This is a genomic window from Cryobacterium sp. N22 (genome assembly GCF_002929555.1).
Taxonomy (GTDB): domain Bacteria; phylum Actinomycetota; class Actinomycetes; order Actinomycetales; family Microbacteriaceae; genus Cryobacterium.
Genome location: NZ_PJJP01000039.1, coordinates 139,849 through 156,597, shown reverse-complemented (window position 1 = coordinate 156,597; position 16,749 = coordinate 139,849). Strand labels below are relative to the sequence as shown.

The window sequence follows — 16,749 nt, the reverse complement described above, 5'->3', positions numbered from 1 at the left end:
CATGAAGGAGTGTGACAGCGTGCCCAACAAGCCCACTGGCATCATTGACCCGCCCATCGACGACCTGCTCACCAAGGTCGATTCCAAGTACGCCCTGGTGATCTTCGCGTCCAAGCGCGCCCGCCAGATCAACGACTACTACGCAGACCTTCACGAAGGCAGCCTGTTCGACAACGTCGGACCGCTCGTCGACTCCACCGTTGACGACAAGCCGCTCTCCGTGGCCCTCCGCGAAATCAACGAGGACAAGCTCACCTCGAAGCCCATCGTCGAATAGCTCGACGTAGCTCTCACGTAAGCGCGCAGGATGTCGACTGGTCGCACGATCGTCGTCGGGGTAACCGGCGGCATCGCTGCCTATAAGGCCGTCAACATCGTGCGCGCTTTTGTGTTGCTCGGGGACGACGTCCACGTCGTCGCCACCGAGGCGGCGCTGCGGTTCGTCGGCAAGCCGACGCTCGAGGCGATCTCCCGGAACCCCGTGCACACCGACCTGTACGAGGGTGTCGCGGAGGTGCGCCACGTGGCCATCGGCCAGTCCGCCGACCTCATCGTGATCGCCCCGGCCACCGCCAACAGCATCGCGAAGATCGCCCTCGGCCTGGCCGACGACCTGCTGGGCAACACCATCCTCGCCAGCACCGCCCCGCTCGTGATCGCGCCGGCGATGCACACCGAGATGTGGAACAACGCCGCCACGGTGGCCAACATCGCCACCCTCCGCCGCCGCGGTGTCACCATCGTCGGGCCGGGCACCGGCCGGTTGACCGGCTCCGATTCCGGCCTGGGCCGGATGGAAGAGCCCGACACCATCGTGGACGCCGCACTGGCGGCCCTGGCCGCCCACCGCGCCGAGCGCCCCGCGGGTGTTTCGGTTCCGGACCTGACCGGCCGGCACGTTCTGATCAGCGCCGGCGGCACCCGTGAACCCCTCGACCCCGTGCGCTTCCTCGGCAACCGGTCCAGCGGACGCCAGGGCGTCGCCCTCGCCGAAGCCGCCCTCGCCAGGGGAGCCGTCGTGACCCTGGTCGCCGCGCACCTGGAAGTCTCCGCACCGTCCGGCGTGGCTGTGCACAGCGTCAGCACCACCCTGGAACTGCAGCAGGCGATGCGGGACGCCGCCGCATCCGCCGACATCGTCATCATGGCCGCCGCCGTCGCGGACTACCGGCCGGCCGAGGTGCAGGCCGGCAAGATCAAGAAGGACGTTGCGGGGGACCGGGTCACCCTGGACCTGGTGCGCAACCCCGACGTGCTCGCCGGACTGGTTGAGGACCGGCGCCCCGGCCAGGTGATCGTGGGGTTCGCCGCCGAAACCGAACCCGATGCCGCGGCCCGCCGCGAACTCGGCCGCACCAAGGTCCTCCGCAAGGGCTGTGACCTGCTGGTCCTCAACAGGGTCGGCTGGACCCAGGGCTTCGCCACCGAACGTAACGAAATCGAGGTGCTGGACGGCGCCGGAGATATAGTGATGGAGGCCGCCGGGACGAAATTGTCGGTGGCCCACCGTATTCTCGACAGCATCCTGGGCAGCACCATCGACGCCATCCGAGCGGACGCACCCGTCTCCTGAGCCGGCGTTCCCGGGTTCCTGCGGGATCAGGCATGCTCGCAGCCGCACACCAGTCACCCGAAGCACATTTAGCCCAAGAATATTTACCCAAGAATTGAGACGAGCCCCGATGAGCGATCTTCGCCTCTTCACCTCGGAATCGGTCACCGAAGGCCACCCTGACAAGATCTGCGACCAGATCTCCGACACCATCCTCGACGCCCTCCTCACCGAAGACCCGCACAGCCGCGTCGCGGTCGAGACGCTCGTCACCACGGGCCTCGTGCACGTGGCCGGTGAGGTCACCACGGCGGGATACGTCGAAATCCCCTCGATCGTGCGCAAGTGCATCACCGACATCGGCTACGACTCCTCCGACGTCTGGTTCGACGGCCGGTCCTGCGGCGTCGAGATCTCCATCGGCGGGCAGTCGCCCGACATCGCGCAGGGCGTCGACGACGCCTACGAGAGCCGGGAGCAGGACAGCCTCGACGACTACGACCGCCAGGGCGCCGGCGACCAGGGCATCATGTTCGGTTACGCCACCCGCGAGACCCCCGAGCTCATGCCGATCCCGATCTGGATCGCGCACCGCATGGCCGAACGCCTCGCCGAGGTGCGCAAGTCCGGGGAACTGAGCTACCTCCGGCCCGACGGCAAGACCCAGGTCACCATCGGTTACGACGGCATCATTCCCCGCACCGTGGAAACCGTTGTGCTCTCCACCCAGCACTCCCCGTCGGTGCGCACCGAGCAGTTGCGCGCCGAGATCGCCGAACTCGTCATCAAGCCCGTGCTCGAACGCGTCGACCTCGACGCGAGCAACCTGCGCACCCTGGTGAACCCCACCGGCCGGTTCGAGATCGGCGGCCCGCAGGGCGACGCGGGCCTGACCGGACGCAAGATCATCATCGACACCTACGGCGGATCCAGCCGGCACGGCGGCGGCGCGTTCAGCGGCAAGGACCCGTCCAAGGTCGACCGCTCCGGCGCGTACGCCATGCGCTGGGTCGCCAAGAACGCCGTCGCGGCCGGACTGGCGGAACGCCTCGAGATCCAGGTGGCCTACGCTATCGGCACCGCGTCACCGGTGGGCCTGTACGTGGAGACCTTCGGCACCGGCGCCCTGCCGGAGAAGGACATCACCGCCGCCATCCGCGAGGTCTTCGACCTGCGCCCGGCCGCGATCATCCACGACCTGGACCTGCTGCGACCGATCTACGCCCAGACCGCGGCCTACGGCCACTTCGGCCGTGAACTGCCCGACTTCACCTGGGAGCGACTCGACAGGGTCGACGACCTGAGAAGCGCAGCCGGACTCTGACCCCTGGAGGCCGCAGATGACTCGCACCGGCCTCATCGCGAGGGTGCTGATCGACTCGCCGCTACCGCAGCTCGACCATCTCTTTGATTACGCCATCCCCGACGAGCTGGCGCACCTCGCCCAACCCGGGGTGCGGGTTCGGGTTCCGTTGCGCTCGGCGAACCGGGTGGCCGACGGCTACCTGATCGAGCTGATCGACCCGCAGCACGCTGTGGCCGACCCGGCCGGTGCGGCGACCCTGGACGGCATCGGCGGCGCCGACACCGGCTACAGCGGCAAGCTCAGCCCGGTCGACTCGATAGTGTCGGCGGTGCCCGTGCTCACCGACGCCGTCTGGCAGCTTGCCCGGCGCCTGGCCGACCGGGCGGCCGGCAACGCGAGCGACATCGTGAGACTGGCCGTGCCGCCCCGCGCCGTGCGGGTGGAGAAGGCCTGGCTGGCCGCGCGGGCCGCCACGCCCGATGCGCCGGCCCCGCAACCGGCGGACGCTGCCGGCACGCTCGCCGAACCCGGATTCGCCGAGTATCCGCCCGAAACACTCGGCACCATCGTGGCCGACCGGCTACGGGTCTGCATCGCCGCGGTGCCCAGCCTGGTCCGCCTGCCCGGCCCGGACGATGGCGGCAGCACCGTGGGCACCTGGGCGATCACCATGGCCGAGCTCGCCGTGTCGGCCCTGCGTCAGGGCAAGAGCAGCATCCTCGTGGTGCCGGACTTCCGCGACCAGGACCAGCTTCAGGCCGCCCTGGCGATGCTGGCGCCCGCAGACGACGTCGTCCGCGTCGATGCCAGGCAGAGCAATCCCGACCGCTACCGCGGCTTCCTCACCCTGCTCGAGGGCCGGCCGAGGATCATCCTCGGCAACCGGTCCGCCGTGTACGCCCCCGCTCACGACCTCGGCCTGATCGTGCTGTGGGACGATGGCGACCCGCTCTACGGCGAGCAGCTCAGCCCGTACGTGCACGCTCGCGACGCCGCGCTAATCCGCCGGGAGGCGGCCGACTGCGCGCTCGTTTTCATCGGCCACTCACGGAGCGTCGAGACCGAACGCCTTGTCGAGATCGGTTGGCTGCGCGCCCTGCACCCCACCCGTGACAGCCACCCCCGGGTGATCCCGACCACCTTCCAGTCCGAGCCGGACGCGCAGGCCAGGGCCGCCCGCATCCCGTCAGCGGCGTGGCTCGCCGCGAAGGAGGCCGTGCGAAGCGGTCCCGTGCTGGTGCAGGTCGCCAGCCCCGGCTACGCGCCGATGCTGGCCTGCCGCTCCTGCGGGCAATCCGCCCGGTGCACCCAATGCCAGGGTCCGCTGGCCCTCACCCATGCCAATGCCACCCCCGCCTGCCGCTGGTGCGGCCACCTCGCCGCCGGCTGGCACTGCTCGCACTGCGAGGCCACCAACCTGCGCGTGGTCACCGTCGGCACCGGCCGCACCGCCGAGGAGCTCGGCCGGGCCTTCCCCGGCTCCAGGGTGATCGTCGCCGACGGCGAGCACACCGTGCAGACCATCGGGCCAGAACCCGCCCTGGTGATCGCCACGCGCGGCGCCGAACCGATACCCCGCAACGGCTACAGCGCGATCCTGCTGCTCGACGGCGAACGGATGCTCGCCCGCGAGTCCCTGCGGGTGGGGGAGGACTGCCTGCGCTGGTGGGCCAACGCCGCCGCCCTGGCCGCTCCGGGCGCCTCCGTCATGCTCGCCGGTGTGGGCGGGGCCCTCGCCCACGCCCTCAACACCTGGCAGCCGGGGCCGTATGCCGCCGCCGAACTCGCCGATCGCCGCCAGCTGCGCTTCCCGCCGGCGGTGCGGGTGGCCTCCGTCACCGGAACCAGCGCCGAGGTGGAGACCGCCATCGAGTCACTGGCCGAGCTGCCGGGGCTCGACGTGCTCGGCCCGGTCAGTCACGACCCGGCCGGCCCCGGCCAGAAACCCGGCGGGCCCGCGCTGGTGCGCGCCATCGTGCGCTTCGGCTACCCGCTGGGCGACGAGGTCGCCCGCACCCTCAAGGCCGCGATCGTGCGCAACGCGGCCAGCCGACGCAAGCCCAAGGGCGCCGCGTTCCGCCCTGCGCCTACACTCAGAGTACGATTCGACGACCCGGAGCTGCTGTAAATGAAACTCGTCTTCGCCGGGACCCCGCAGGTTGCCGTGCCCAGCCTGACCCTCCTGGCCTCTTCAGACCATGAGATCGCCGCCGTCGTCACCCGCACGGATGCCGCGCTCGGCCGCAAACGCGTGCTCACGCCGTCACCGGTGGCCGCTGCCGCCGAGAGCCTGGGCCTGCCCGTGATCAAGGCCAACCGGCTCGACGCCGACGCGACCGCGGCCGTCACGGCCCTGGACGCCGACCTCGGCGTGATCGTGGCCTACGGCGGCCTGGTGCGCGAGCCCCTGCTCTCCGCGCCTCGCCTGGGCTGGATCAACCTGCACTTCTCCCTGCTGCCGCGCTGGCGCGGTGCGGCGCCGGTGCAGCGCGCGATCATGGCCGGGGACGCCGAGACCGGCGCCGCGGTGTTCCAGCTCGTCGCCGAACTCGACGCCGGCGCTGTCTTCGGCGAGCTCAGGGTGCCCATCGGCCGGCACGCCACGGCGGGCACCCTGCTGGAGAGCCTCAGCCACAGCGGCGCCGAACTGCTCCGAAGCGTCGTCGACGACATCGCGGCCGGAAGCATCCGGGCGCTCGAGCAGCGCGGCGAGGTCACCCTCGCTCCCAAGCTCAGCCTCGACGACGCGCGCGTGGACTGGACGCTGCCCGGCGAGAGGATCCACGCCATCATCCGCGGCGTCACCCCCGAACCCGGTGCGTTCACCGAGATCGACGGCGCCAGGCTCAAACTCCACGACGTGGCCCCGGCACACGGCCAACCCGGCCTCAGCCCCGGCCACATCACCCACCTCGACAAACGGGTTCTGATCGGCACCGGCACGGATCCGCTCGAACTCATCACCGTACAACCGGCAGGAAAAACCCCAATGAAAGCAATCGACTGGTGGCGCGGAGTGGCAGCATCCGAGGTGATCGCCTCATGAGCGAACGCCGGGGCGAGACCCGCCCGAATGCCGCACGCCCGAACGATGCACGTCCGAACGCTGCACGGCCGAACTACGTCGTACAGCCCGCCCGCCGGGTCGCCTACGAGGTGATCGCGGCCGTCCGCGAATCCGACGCGTACGCGAACCTGCTGCTGCCCACCCGCATCCAGCGGGCGGCGCTCAACACGGCTGATGCCGCGCTGGCCACCGAGCTCACCTACGGCACTCTGCGCATGCAGGGCTTCTACGACAGGGTCATCGCCGAGGCCGCCGGCCGGCCCGTCACGGCCATCGACCCTGCCATCCTGGACGTGCTCAGGCTCGGCGCACACCAGCTGCTGGCCACCCGCGTCGCCACCCACGCCGCCGTCAACGAATCCGTCGAACTCGCCCGCCAGGTGGGCTCCCGCTCCGCGACGGGATTCACCAACGGTGTGCTGCGCGCGATCGCCCGGGTCAGCGCCGACGAGTGGCGGGAACGCATCCTCGCCGACACCACGTCGCCGGACGACGCCCTCGCCGCGTTGTACTCCCACCCGGTCTGGGTGGTGCGGGCGTTCCGGCAGTCCCTGCGCCAGGAGGGCCGCGAGGCTGAACTGGAAGAGCTCCTCGCCGCCGACAACGCCGCACCGCGGGTCAACATGGTGGCCCTGCCCGGCCTCGCCGAGGCCACCGCCGAGCTGGGCGACGCCAACGCCTTCTCGCCCACCGGCTTCGTCCTCGCCGGGGGAGACCCGCACCACCTGATGAAGGACAGCCAGGGCCGCCTGCGGGTGCAGGACGAGGGCTCCCAGCTCGCCGCCCTCGCCCTCAGCCGCGCCCGGCCGATCGTGGAGGGTGAGCGTTGGCTCGACCTGTGCGCCGGCCCCGGCGGCAAGGCCGCCCTGCTCGCCGCCGAGGCCCTGAACGGCGGCGCCACCCTCGTCGCCAACGAGGTCGTCCCGGCCAGGGCGCAACTGGTGCGGGCGGCGCTGGCCGCCGTGCCCGCCGACGTGCCCGTCTGGGAGATGGACGGAACCTGGGTCGGCGAGGACCAGCCGCAGGTCTTCGACCGGATCCTGCTCGACGCCCCGTGCACCGGACTCGGCGCCCTGCGCCGCCGCCCGGAGGCGCGCTGGCGAAAGCAGCCCAAGGACGTCGCGGAGCTCTCCGACCTGCAGTCCGCCCTGATCCACGCGGCGCTCGGCGCGCTCAAGCCCGGCGGCATCCTGGCCTACGTCACCTGCTCGCCGCACATCGCCGAGACGCGGGGGATCGTGGCGACGGCCCGCAAGGCCTGGGGCGACAAGATCGCGCCGATGGACACCGCCGCGGTGCTGCAGGGCCTGGCCGTGCAGCCGCTGGACCTCGCCGGCGACCCCGGCAGCGTGCAGCTCTGGCCGCACCGGCACGGCACCGACGCCATGTTCATCACCCTGCTGCAGCGGCAGCCGGACTGAGCCGCCGGGCTGAGCGGACCGCCAGCCGTGATTCGGTAGGGTGAAACCATGGTTACCCGGATCAACCCGAGCATTCTCGCCGCAGACTTCGCCAACCTGGAGAGGGAACTCGGCCGCATCGGCACCGCCGACCTCGCCCATGTCGACGTCATGGACAACCACTTCGTGCCGAACCTCACCCTCGGCCTGCCGATCGTGGAACGCCTCCTGCAGGTGTCACCGATCCCGTTGGACATCCACCTGATGATCGAGGACCCCGACCGGTGGGCGCCCGCCTACGCCGAGGCCGGCGCCTACTCGGTGACCTTCCACGCCGAGGCTGCCACGGATGCCGTCGCCCTGGCCCGGCGCCTGCGCGCCATCGGCTCCAGGGCCGGCATCGCCCTCAAGCCCGGCACCCCCGTTGAGCCCTACCTCGACCTGCTCGACGAGTTCGACCAGGTGCTGGTGATGACGGTGGAGCCGGGCTTCGGCGGCCAGAGCTTCATGGCTTCGACCATGCCCAAGCTCACCCTCCTGGCCGACGCCGTGCGCGAGCGGGGCCTCGACGTCTGGCTGCAGGTCGACGGCGGCATCACCGAGGACACCATCGAGCAGGCCGCCACGGCCGGCGCCAACACCTTCGTCGCCGGCTCCAGCGTCTTCAACGGCGACCCGGCCGGCCAGATCGCCCGGCTGCGCGCCGCTGCCGAACTGCACGCGCACGCGCACTAGCTTGTCGGACCGGTAACCTGTACAGGTGAAAACATTCGACGACCTGTTCACTGAGCTGAGCCAGAAGGCCATTGACCGCCCGGTTGGCTCCGGAACCGTGCGTGAACTCGATGCCGGCGTGCACGCCATCGGCAAGAAAATCGTCGAAGAGGCCGCTGAGGTCTGGATGGCCGCCGAGTACCAGAGCGACACCGAAACCGCTGAAGAGATCTCGCAGCTGATCTACCACCTGCAGGTCTTGATGGTGGCGAAGGGGCTTTCCCCCGAGGACGTCTACCGACATCTGTGATGTCGTCACCTCGCGAAACCCACCCGCCCTTTGGCAAGCCCCACGTTTGGAAAAATTGACATGTTGAGAATCGCTGTGCCCAACAAGGGCTCCCTCGCCGAGACCGCCGCCCAGATGCTGTCGGAGGCCGGCTACAACGGCCGCCGCGACCCCCGCGACCTGGTCGTGGCCGACCCGCACAACGACGTGGAGTTCTTCTATCTGCGGCCCCGCGACATCGCCACCTACGTCGGCAGCGGCGCGCTGGACGTGGGCATCACCGGCCGCGACCTGCTGCTGGACTCCCGCTCCACCGCCGGCGAGATCGCCAGCCTGGACTTCGGCGACTCCACCTTCCGCTTTGCCGGACCTGCCGGCCGTTTCAGCGAACTCGCCGACCTCGAGGGCCTCCGCGTCGCCACAAGCTACCCCGGCCTGGTCGGCACGTTCCTGACCGGCCACGGCGTCACCGTCGACCTGGTCACCCTCGACGGCGCCGTCGAATCCGCCGTTCAGCTCGGCGTGGCGGATGCCGTCGCCGACGTCGTCTCCACGGGCTCCACCCTGCGCAAGGCCGGCCTGCAGATCTTCGGCCCGGTGATCCTCGAATCCACCGCAGTGCTCATCACCTCCGACAACCAGCACCCGGGCATCAACACCCTGCTGCGTCGCCTGCAGGGCGTGCTCGTGGCCCGCCAGTACGTGCTCGTGGACTACGACGTGCACGTGGACAACCTCGACGCAGCCTGCCAGGCCGCGTCCGGCATCGAGTCGCCCACGATCTCGTCGCTGCGCGACCCGAACTGGGTGGCCGTGCGGGTGATGATCCCGCGCCTGGACACGAACAGCGTGATGGACCGGCTCTACGAACTCGGCGCCCGCGCCATCCTGGTCACCTCGATCCACAACGCCCGGTTGTAACCATGGGCCTCGCCGTTCGAGTGATCCCGTGCCTCGACGTGGCCAACGGCCGCGTCGTCAAGGGTGTCAACTTCCAGAACCTGCGCGACGCCGGTGACCCCGTCGAGCTCGCCAAGCGCTACTACGAGCAGGGCGCGGACGAACTGACCTTCCTCGACGTGACCGCCACCGTCGACGACCGCTCGACCACCTACGACGTGGTGCGCGCCACCGCCGAGCAGGTCTTCATCCCGCTCACCGTCGGCGGCGGCATCCGCAGCGTCGACGACGTGGCCAGACTGCAGGCCAGCGGCGCAGACAAAGTGGGGGTGAACAGCGCCGCCATCGCCCGGCCGGCCCTGATCTCCGAGATCGCCGACAAGTACGGCGCGCAGGTGCTGGTGCTCTCTCTCGACGTCAAGCGGAGCGGCAGGACGCCATCCGGTTTTGTGGTCACCACGCACGGCGGCCGCACCGAAACCGACCTGGACGCCCTCGCCTGGGCCCGACAGGCGATCGAACTGGGAGCCGGCGAACTGCTGGTGAACAGCATCGACGCCGACGGCACCAAGGCGGGCTTCGACCTCGAACTGATCACGATCATGCGCGAGCTCAGCTCCGTCCCGGTGATCGCGTCCGGGGGAGCCGGCCTTCTCGAACACTTCCCGCCGGCGATCACCGCGGGAGCCGACGCCGTGCTGGCCGCCTCCGTCTTCCACAGCGGAGACCTGACGATTGGCGACGTCAAGCGCGAGCTTGCCGACGCCGGAATGGTGGTGCGCCGATGAACGTCGACGCCGCTCTGGACTCTGCCCGCTTCGACGCCAACGGCCTGCTGCCCGCCGTGATCCAGCAGTGGGACACGTCCGAGGTGCTGATGCTGGGCTGGATGGACCGTGAGGCCCTCCGCCGCACCCTCACCGAGGGACGCGTCACCTTCTGGTCGCGCAGCCGGCAGGAGTACTGGCGCAAGGGCGACACCTCCGGCCACGCCCAGTTCGTGCGCTCGGCGGCCCTGGACTGCGACGCCGACACGCTCGTCGTGCAGGTCGAGCAGATCGGCGCGGCCTGCCACACCGGCACGCACACCTGCTTCGACGGCCGCGGCATCGAGGTCACCGGACTCATCGAGCCCTCCGACACCTCGAAGGCCGACCGGTGAGCGCCGGCTCGACCACCCAGGAGACCTTCACCGGCCTGCTCGGCGAGCACCGGGTGATCCCGGTGATCCGGGAGCTCTTCGCCGACGGTGAGACGCCGGTAGGCATCTACCGCAAACTCGCCAACGGCACCGCGGGCAGCTTCCTGCTGGAATCCGCCGAGCAGGGCGGCATCTGGTCGCGGTTCTCGTTCGTCGGGGTCTCCTCCTTCGGCGTGCTCACCCAGTCCGGCGACGAGACCGCCTGGCTCGACTACGGCGTCTCCGCCGAGCGGGCCTTCGGCGGCGCCACCGACCTGGCACCGCTGAATGCGCTCGCCTACCTCTACGAGCGCTGGCAGACGCCGCGGCTGCCCGAGCACCCGCCGCTGACCGGCGGCCTGGTCGGTTTCATCGGTTGGGAGGCCATCCGCCAGATCGAGCGGCTGCCCAACCGCCCGCCCGCGGACTACGAGGTGCCGGGCCAGGCGTTCAGCTTCGTAGCCGACCTCGTCGTGATCGACCACAAATACGGCACCGTGCAGCTCATCGCCAATGTGCTCAACGACGGCACCGACCCCACGGATGCCCTGTGGCCGGCCGCCCAGGCGCGCCTGGACGCCCTGCAGACCCGGCTCACCCAGCCGGCCGAAGCATTTGTGTCCGAGGTGGACCTGTCCACCCCGGCCGCCCCGCAGCACCGCACCGAGCGGGCGGACTTCCTCGCCGCGGTGGGCACGTCCAAACAACACATCGTCGACGGCGACGTGTTCCAGGTCGTCATCTCCCAGCGCTTCGACCAGGAGTGCACCGCAGACCCCATCGACGTCTACAGGGTGCTGCGCAGCCTCAACCCCAGCCCGTACATGTACCTGCTCAGCCTCGAATCCACCACCGGCGAGCCGTATTCGATCGTCGGGTCCTCACCCGAGGCCCTGGTGAAGGTCGCGAACACCCGGGTCTTCACCCACCCCATCGCCGGGTCGAAGCCCCGCGGCGCGACCCCCGAGGCCGACGCCGACTTCGAAACCGACCTCGCCGGCGACCCCAAGGAGCGCGCCGAGCACCTCATGCTCGTCGACCTGGCCCGCAACGACCTGCTCAAGGTCTGCCGCGCCGGGTCGGTGGAGGTGACCGAGTTCATGCGCATCGAACGGTTCAGCCACATCATGCACCTGGTCTCCTCAGTCGAGGGCGACCTGCTGCCGGAGATGACCGCGATCGACGTCTTCAGGGCCACCTTCCCGGCCGGCACCCTCTCCGGCGCGCCGAAGCCACGGGCGCTGGAGATCATCGACTCCCTCGAACCTGCCCAGCGTGGCGTGTACGGCGGTGTGGTGGGCTACTTCGGCTTCGCCGGCGACGCCGACCTCGCCATCGCCATCCGCACCGCGACGATCATGAACGGTGTCGCGTACGTGCAGGCCGGCGGCGGGCTCGTCGCCGATTCCGATCCGGCGTCGGAGTTCCAGGAGTCCCAGAACAAGGCCGCGGCACCGCTGCGCGCCGTCGCCGTGGCCAACGCGATGACCCGGGTGTACTGAATGACCGCACCGCGCCGCTTCAAGCCCACCCTGATCCTCGCCGTGATCGCCGCGAGCGGGCTCGCGCTGCTGGCCTGGACCCAGGTCTGGGCGACCGTGCGCCTTGCCGCGGACGGCACCACCCAGCAGGTGCTCGACGTCACCGGCAGCACCGCCGCGCCGGGCCTGACCGCCCTGGCCCTGGCCGGGCTCGCCCTGGCCGGGGCGCTCACCATCGCCGGCGTCGTCATCCGCTTCATCCTCGGCCTGCTCGAGGCGCTCCTCGGGATCAGCGTCATCCTCTCGGCCGCCCTGGCCCTGGCCGACCCGATCGGCGCGAGTGCCGCGGCGGTCACCGCCGCAACGGGCATCGCGGGGGCAGACTCCACCCGATCGGCGGTGAGCAGCGCCGCACTGACCTTCTGGCCGTTCCTGGCCCTCGCCGCCGGCATCCTGATGCTCCTGGTCGGCCTCGCCGTGTGCGTCACCGCCCGGCGCTGGCCCGGCCCGACCACGCGCTACGAGAGCACCCGCCTGGAGCCGGTCACGGATTCAGCCACCGGCCAGACGCGCCCCCGTGACGCCGTCGACGACTGGGACGGCCTCACCAGGGGCGACGACCCCACCGTCTGACCTGGCTTACCCGGCAAGCTAGAATTGTGCCGTACGCCCACTGACCTTTAGGAGAACCATGAGCTTCGAGTCGGCAGACCCCGGCCACGGCCATTCGACGGCGGCCTGGACCGCAGTCACCATCATGCTGATCGCGTTCGGCATCGGCACCGTCGCCTTCTTCTTCGAGGTTGTCTGGCTCGTCTGGGCGGCCGCCGTCCTGCTCCTCGTCGGCCTCGTCGCCGGCTGGATCATGGCCAAGGCCGGCTACGGCGCGGCCTCGGTCGACGGAAGCCACTAACTCAGTGCCCTCCGACCTCCTCGCAGAACTTCTCGCCGGTTCGCTCGCCGACGCCGAAACCCGCAGGCTGGACCGCCCCCTGGCGGCCCTCGAGGCCGATGCGCTCGCCCAGGCCCCCGCCCTCGACGCGCTGCACGCCCTCGCACCGTCCGACCGGGTGAAGATCATCGCCGAGGTGAAGCGCGCCAGCCCGTCCCGCGGCCCCCTGGCCGAGATCACCGACCCGGCCGCCCTGGCCGCGTCGTATGAATTCGGCGGCGCCAGCGCGATCAGCGTGCTCACCGAGGGCCGCCGGTTCCTCGGCTCGCTTGCCGACCTCGAACAGGTCAGGGCATCCGTTTCGATTCCCGTGCTGCGCAAGGACTTCATCGGCACCGCCTACCAGGTGTTCGAAGCGCGCGCGGCGGGTGCGGACCTCGTGCTGCTCATCGTCGCCGCCCTCGATCAGCCCACTCTGGCCACCCTGCACGGCCTGGTACTCGAACTCGGCATGACCCCGCTGGTCGAGACGCACAGCGCGGACGAGGTCACGCGGGCGCTGGACGTCGGCGCGAACCTCGTCGGCGTGAACGCCAGAAACCTCAGCACCTTCGAACTCGACCAGAACCTCTTCGCGAGCCTGGCCGACCGCATCCCCGCCGGCGTCGTCCGCGTGGCGGAGTCCGCGGTCAAGACCGCCGCTGACGTGGCCCACTACCGCGCCGCGGGCGCCGACGTCGTCCTGGTCGGTGAAGCCCTCGTCACCAGCGACCCCATTCTCACCCTCAACGAATTCCTGGCGGTATAAATGTCCAGCGCAAATCCTTCCCTCCGCGCCCAGTCCGGGCCCTACTTCGGCGATTTCGGCGGCAGGTTCGTTCCCGAGTCCCTGGTGGCCGCGCTCGACGAACTCTCGGCCGAGTACGCCCTCGCCAAGGCCGACCCGGCCTTCGCCGCCGAGCTGTCCGAGCTGCACCGCAGCTACACCGGCCGGCCGTCGCTGATCACCGAGGTACCCCGCTTCGCCGCACACGGCGGCGGTGCCCGCATCATCCTCAAGCGCGAAGACCTCAACCACACCGGCTCACACAAGATCAACAACGTGCTCGGCCAGGTGCTGCTCACCAAGCGCATCGGCAAGAAGCGGGTGATCGCCGAGACCGGCGCCGGTCAGCACGGTGTCGCCACGGCGACCGCCGCCGCCCTCTTCGGGCTGGACTGCGTGATCTACATGGGCGAGGTCGACACGGAGCGCCAGGCGCTCAACGTCGCCCGGATGCGTCTGCTCGGCGCGGAGGTCGTCTCGGTGAAGACCGGCTCGCGCACCCTCAAGGACGCCATCAACGACGCGATGCGCGACTGGGTCACCAACGTGGAGACCACCAACTACGTCTTCGGCACCGTCGCGGGCCCCCACCCGTTCCCCGCCATGGTGCGGGACTTCCAGAAGATCATCGGCGAAGAGGCCAGGCAGCAGGTGCTCGACCTCACCGGTCGGCTGCCCGACGCCGTCACCGCCTGCGTCGGCGGCGGCTCCAACGCCATGGGCATCTTCCACGCGTTCCTCGACGACCCCGAGGTCGCCCTGTACGGCTACGAGGCCGGCGGCGAAGGCATCGAGGGCCTGCGGCACGCCGCGACCCTCACCAAGGGCCGCCCCGGCGTGCTGCACGGCGCGCGCAGCATGATGCTGCAGGACGAAGACGGCCAGACCGTCGAGTCGCACTCCATCTCCGCGGGGCTGGACTATCCGGGCGTCGGCCCCGAACACGCCTGGCTCGCCAGCATCGGCCGCGCCACCTACCTGCCCGTCACCGACGCCGAGGCGATGGCCTCGCTGCGGCTCCTCAGCCGCACCGAGGGCATCATCCCCGCGATCGAATCGGCGCACGCTCTGGCCGGGACCCTGGAGCTGGGCAAGAAGCTCGGCCCGGACTCGATCATCCTCGTCAACCTCTCTGGTCGCGGCGACAAGGACATGGAAACCGCCGGCCGCTACTTCGACCTTCTCGACGCTGGAGCGCAGCAACTGTGACGAACATCAGCACCGGACATACCAGCACCGTCGAGGCCACGATCGCCGCCCGCCGTGCCGCCGGCGGCGGCGCCCTGATCGGCTACCTGCCGGTCGGCTTCCCCACCCTGTCGGAGAGCATCGACGCCGCCGTCGCGATCGCGAAGAGCGGCGTGGACATCATCGAACTCGGCCTGCCGTACTCCGACCCCGTCATGGACGGCCCGGTCATCCAGGCGGCCACCCAGCAGGCCCTGGCCAACGGCTTCCGCCTGCGCCACGGCTTCGAGGCCGTCGCCGCGATCACCGCCCAGGTCGACACGCCCGTGCTGATGATGACCTACTGGAACCCCGTGTTGCAGTACGGGGTCGACAGATTCGCCGACGACCTGGCCGCCGCCGGGGGAGCCGGGCTGATCACGCCCGACCTGATCCCCGACGACGCGCAGAGCTGGCTCGCAGCGAGCGAGCGCGCGGGCCTGGACAGGGTCTTCCTGGCCGCCCCGTCGTCCTCGGACGAACGACTCGTGCAGGCCGTCACCCGGAGCCGCGGATTCGTCTACGCCGTCTCCACCATGGGCATCACCGGAGCCAGGTCCGATGTGGACTCGGCCGCCCGGGTGCTCGTCACCCGACTGCGTGAGGCCGGATCCGATAGCGCCTGTGTCGGCCTGGGCATCTCCACCCCCGCCCAGGTGCGCGAGGTGCTGGAGTACGCCGACGGCGCCATCGTCGGGTCAGCGCTGGTGAAGGCACTGGCCGACGGGGGAGTCGCCGCCGTGGCCACCCTCGCGGCCGAACTCGCCGCCGGCGCCCGCGACATCCGCGCCGCCGTCTGACCCTGCCTGCTAACCCGCGCCGGCTGACCCCGTCGTCAGGTCCCTGTGTTTAAGCCATCCCGTTTAGGGTAAATTGTCCGAGGCGGTCGACCGACCGGCTCCCAGTGACCAGAGTGTCACGATGAAAGGTTGTTGTGGTGTCGTTGCCCTTGAGCATTCCGAGCCCTGAGTGGAGCTTCTTCGACCTGGGGCCGTTCCGCATTCACGCGTACGCGATCTGCATCCTGATCGGTATCTTCCTGGCCACCGCCGTCACCTCGCGGCGGCTGACGAAGCGCGGCGGCGAGCCGGGCGTGGTGCTGGACATCATCCTCTGGGCCGTGCCGCTGGGCATCGTCGGAGCCCGGATCTTCCACGTGCTCACCCACCCCAACGACTACTTCTACGACGGAGCGAACCTCTGGGACGTCTTCGCGGTCTGGAAGGGCGGCATCGCCATCTTCGGCGCCCTGCTCGGTGGCGCCGTTGGCGCGTACATCGGCACCCGACGGGCCGGCATCCGGTTCTGGTCGTTCGCCGACGCACTGGCACCGGGAATGCTCCTGGCCCAGGCCATGGGTCGTCTCGGCAACTGGTTCAACCACGAACTGTTCGGCCTGCCCACCACACTGCCGTGGGGCCTGGAGATCTCGCCCGACAACGCGGCGTACCCGGTGGGCCTGCCCGTCGGCACCCTCTTCCACCCCACCTTCCTCTACGAGATCGTCTGGAACCTGATCGGCGTCGCCGTCATCCTGATCCTCGAACGCCGGTTCCGGCTGCGCTGGGGCGCCGCGTTCGGCGTGTACCTGATCTGGTACGGCGTGGGACGCAGCGTGTTCGAATCGATCCGGGTCGACCCGAGCGAGATCTTCTTCGGCCTGCGCACCAACGTGTGGGCCGCACTGTTCGCCATCGTGATCGGCCTGGTCATCATCCTCGTGCAGAGCAGACGCCACACCGGTATCGAACTGAGCCCCTACCTGCCCGGGCGCGAGTGGAAGCCGGTCGACCCTGAGGTAGAATCTGGTGAAACCGATTCCGTTTTCGAGGATCACGGCAATGAGGCTGATGAACCCGTTGAATCACGCGACGTCGACGCCACAAGCACCACCGACTCCCGCCCCTAACCGCGG

At 70.0% G+C, this 16,749-nt stretch carries 18 protein-coding genes; all 18 read left to right on the top strand.

Annotated features, from left to right (window positions below):
* Window positions 1–19 precede the first annotated feature (19 nt).
* The 18 genes from rpoZ (at window position 20) to lgt (ending at window position 16,743) form a co-directional block, all read left to right on the top strand.
* Entirely contained in the window at window positions 20–277 is a 258-nt protein-coding gene (gene rpoZ, locus CXY76_RS16135; protein ID WP_066595628.1) for a DNA-directed RNA polymerase subunit omega, read from the top strand.
* 30 nt (window positions 278–307) lie between these two features.
* Window positions 308–1,573 (top strand): bifunctional phosphopantothenoylcysteine decarboxylase/phosphopantothenate--cysteine ligase CoaBC, encoded by a 1,266-nt coding sequence (gene coaBC, locus CXY76_RS16130; RefSeq protein ID WP_104166341.1) that lies wholly within the window; start codon window positions 308–310, stop codon window positions 1,571–1,573.
* A 109-nt stretch (window positions 1,574–1,682) separates the two neighbouring features.
* Window positions 1,683–2,876: a methionine adenosyltransferase gene (metK, locus tag CXY76_RS16125; protein ID WP_104166339.1), complete on the top strand. Its 1,194-nt coding sequence runs from the start codon at window positions 1,683–1,685 to the stop codon at window positions 2,874–2,876.
* Window positions 2,877–2,892: 16 nt separating this feature from the next.
* On the top strand, window positions 2,893–4,986 hold the full coding sequence (locus CXY76_RS16120) for a hypothetical protein (protein WP_104166337.1): 2,094 nt from the start codon (window positions 2,893–2,895) through the stop codon (window positions 4,984–4,986).
* A complete protein-coding gene (fmt, locus tag CXY76_RS16115) occupies window positions 4,987–5,904 on the top strand; it encodes a methionyl-tRNA formyltransferase (RefSeq protein WP_104166335.1) in 918 nt (305 codons plus the stop codon).
* A complete protein-coding gene (locus CXY76_RS16110; protein WP_104166333.1) occupies window positions 5,901–7,346 on the top strand; it encodes an RsmB/NOP family class I SAM-dependent RNA methyltransferase in 1,446 nt (481 codons plus the stop codon). The genes fmt and CXY76_RS16110 overlap by 4 nt, the downstream gene beginning before the upstream one ends.
* A gap of 48 nt (window positions 7,347–7,394) precedes the next feature.
* On the top strand, window positions 7,395–8,060 hold the full coding sequence (gene rpe / locus CXY76_RS16105; RefSeq protein ID WP_104166331.1) for a ribulose-phosphate 3-epimerase: 666 nt from the start codon (window positions 7,395–7,397) through the stop codon (window positions 8,058–8,060).
* Window positions 8,061–8,085: 25 nt separating this feature from the next.
* Window positions 8,086–8,349 (top strand): phosphoribosyl-ATP diphosphatase, encoded by a 264-nt coding sequence (locus CXY76_RS16100; RefSeq protein ID WP_104166329.1) that lies wholly within the window; start codon window positions 8,086–8,088, stop codon window positions 8,347–8,349.
* A 60-nt stretch (window positions 8,350–8,409) separates the two neighbouring features.
* Window positions 8,410–9,249 carry an ATP phosphoribosyltransferase gene (hisG, locus tag CXY76_RS16095; protein WP_104166327.1) on the top strand — a complete coding sequence of 280 codons (840 nt, stop codon included), beginning with the start codon at window positions 8,410–8,412 and terminating at the stop codon, window positions 9,247–9,249.
* Between the two features lie 2 nt (window positions 9,250–9,251).
* Window positions 9,252–10,016 (top strand): imidazole glycerol phosphate synthase subunit HisF, encoded by a 765-nt coding sequence (gene hisF, locus CXY76_RS16090; protein ID WP_104166325.1) that lies wholly within the window; start codon window positions 9,252–9,254, stop codon window positions 10,014–10,016.
* Window positions 10,013–10,390 (top strand): phosphoribosyl-AMP cyclohydrolase, encoded by a 378-nt coding sequence (hisI, locus tag CXY76_RS16085; RefSeq protein ID WP_104166323.1) that lies wholly within the window; start codon window positions 10,013–10,015, stop codon window positions 10,388–10,390. The genes hisF and hisI overlap by 4 nt, the downstream gene beginning before the upstream one ends.
* Window positions 10,387–11,910 (top strand): anthranilate synthase component I, encoded by a 1,524-nt coding sequence (locus tag CXY76_RS16080; RefSeq protein WP_104166321.1) that lies wholly within the window; start codon window positions 10,387–10,389, stop codon window positions 11,908–11,910. Before hisI ends, CXY76_RS16080 begins: the two co-directional genes overlap by 4 nt.
* A complete protein-coding gene (locus tag CXY76_RS16075; protein WP_104166319.1) occupies window positions 11,911–12,522 on the top strand; it encodes a Trp biosynthesis-associated membrane protein in 612 nt (203 codons plus the stop codon).
* 58 nt (window positions 12,523–12,580) lie between these two features.
* On the top strand, window positions 12,581–12,802 hold the full coding sequence (locus CXY76_RS16070; RefSeq protein ID WP_104166317.1) for a DUF6704 family protein: 222 nt from the start codon (window positions 12,581–12,583) through the stop codon (window positions 12,800–12,802).
* Between the two features lie 4 nt (window positions 12,803–12,806).
* Window positions 12,807–13,589 (top strand): indole-3-glycerol phosphate synthase TrpC, encoded by a 783-nt coding sequence (gene trpC / locus CXY76_RS16065; RefSeq protein ID WP_104166315.1) that lies wholly within the window; start codon window positions 12,807–12,809, stop codon window positions 13,587–13,589.
* Window positions 13,590–14,816, top strand: coding sequence for a tryptophan synthase subunit beta (gene trpB, locus CXY76_RS16060; RefSeq protein ID WP_104166312.1), 1,227 nt, complete (start codon window positions 13,590–13,592; stop codon window positions 14,814–14,816).
* Window positions 14,813–15,634 carry a tryptophan synthase subunit alpha gene (gene trpA, locus CXY76_RS16055; protein ID WP_369826165.1) on the top strand — a complete coding sequence of 274 codons (822 nt, stop codon included), beginning with the start codon at window positions 14,813–14,815 and terminating at the stop codon, window positions 15,632–15,634. Before trpB ends, trpA begins: the two co-directional genes overlap by 4 nt.
* A 134-nt stretch (window positions 15,635–15,768) precedes the next feature.
* Window positions 15,769–16,743 carry a prolipoprotein diacylglyceryl transferase gene (gene lgt / locus CXY76_RS16050; RefSeq protein WP_369826164.1) on the top strand — a complete coding sequence of 325 codons (975 nt, stop codon included), beginning with the start codon at window positions 15,769–15,771 and terminating at the stop codon, window positions 16,741–16,743.
* Window positions 16,744–16,749 lie beyond the last annotated feature (6 nt).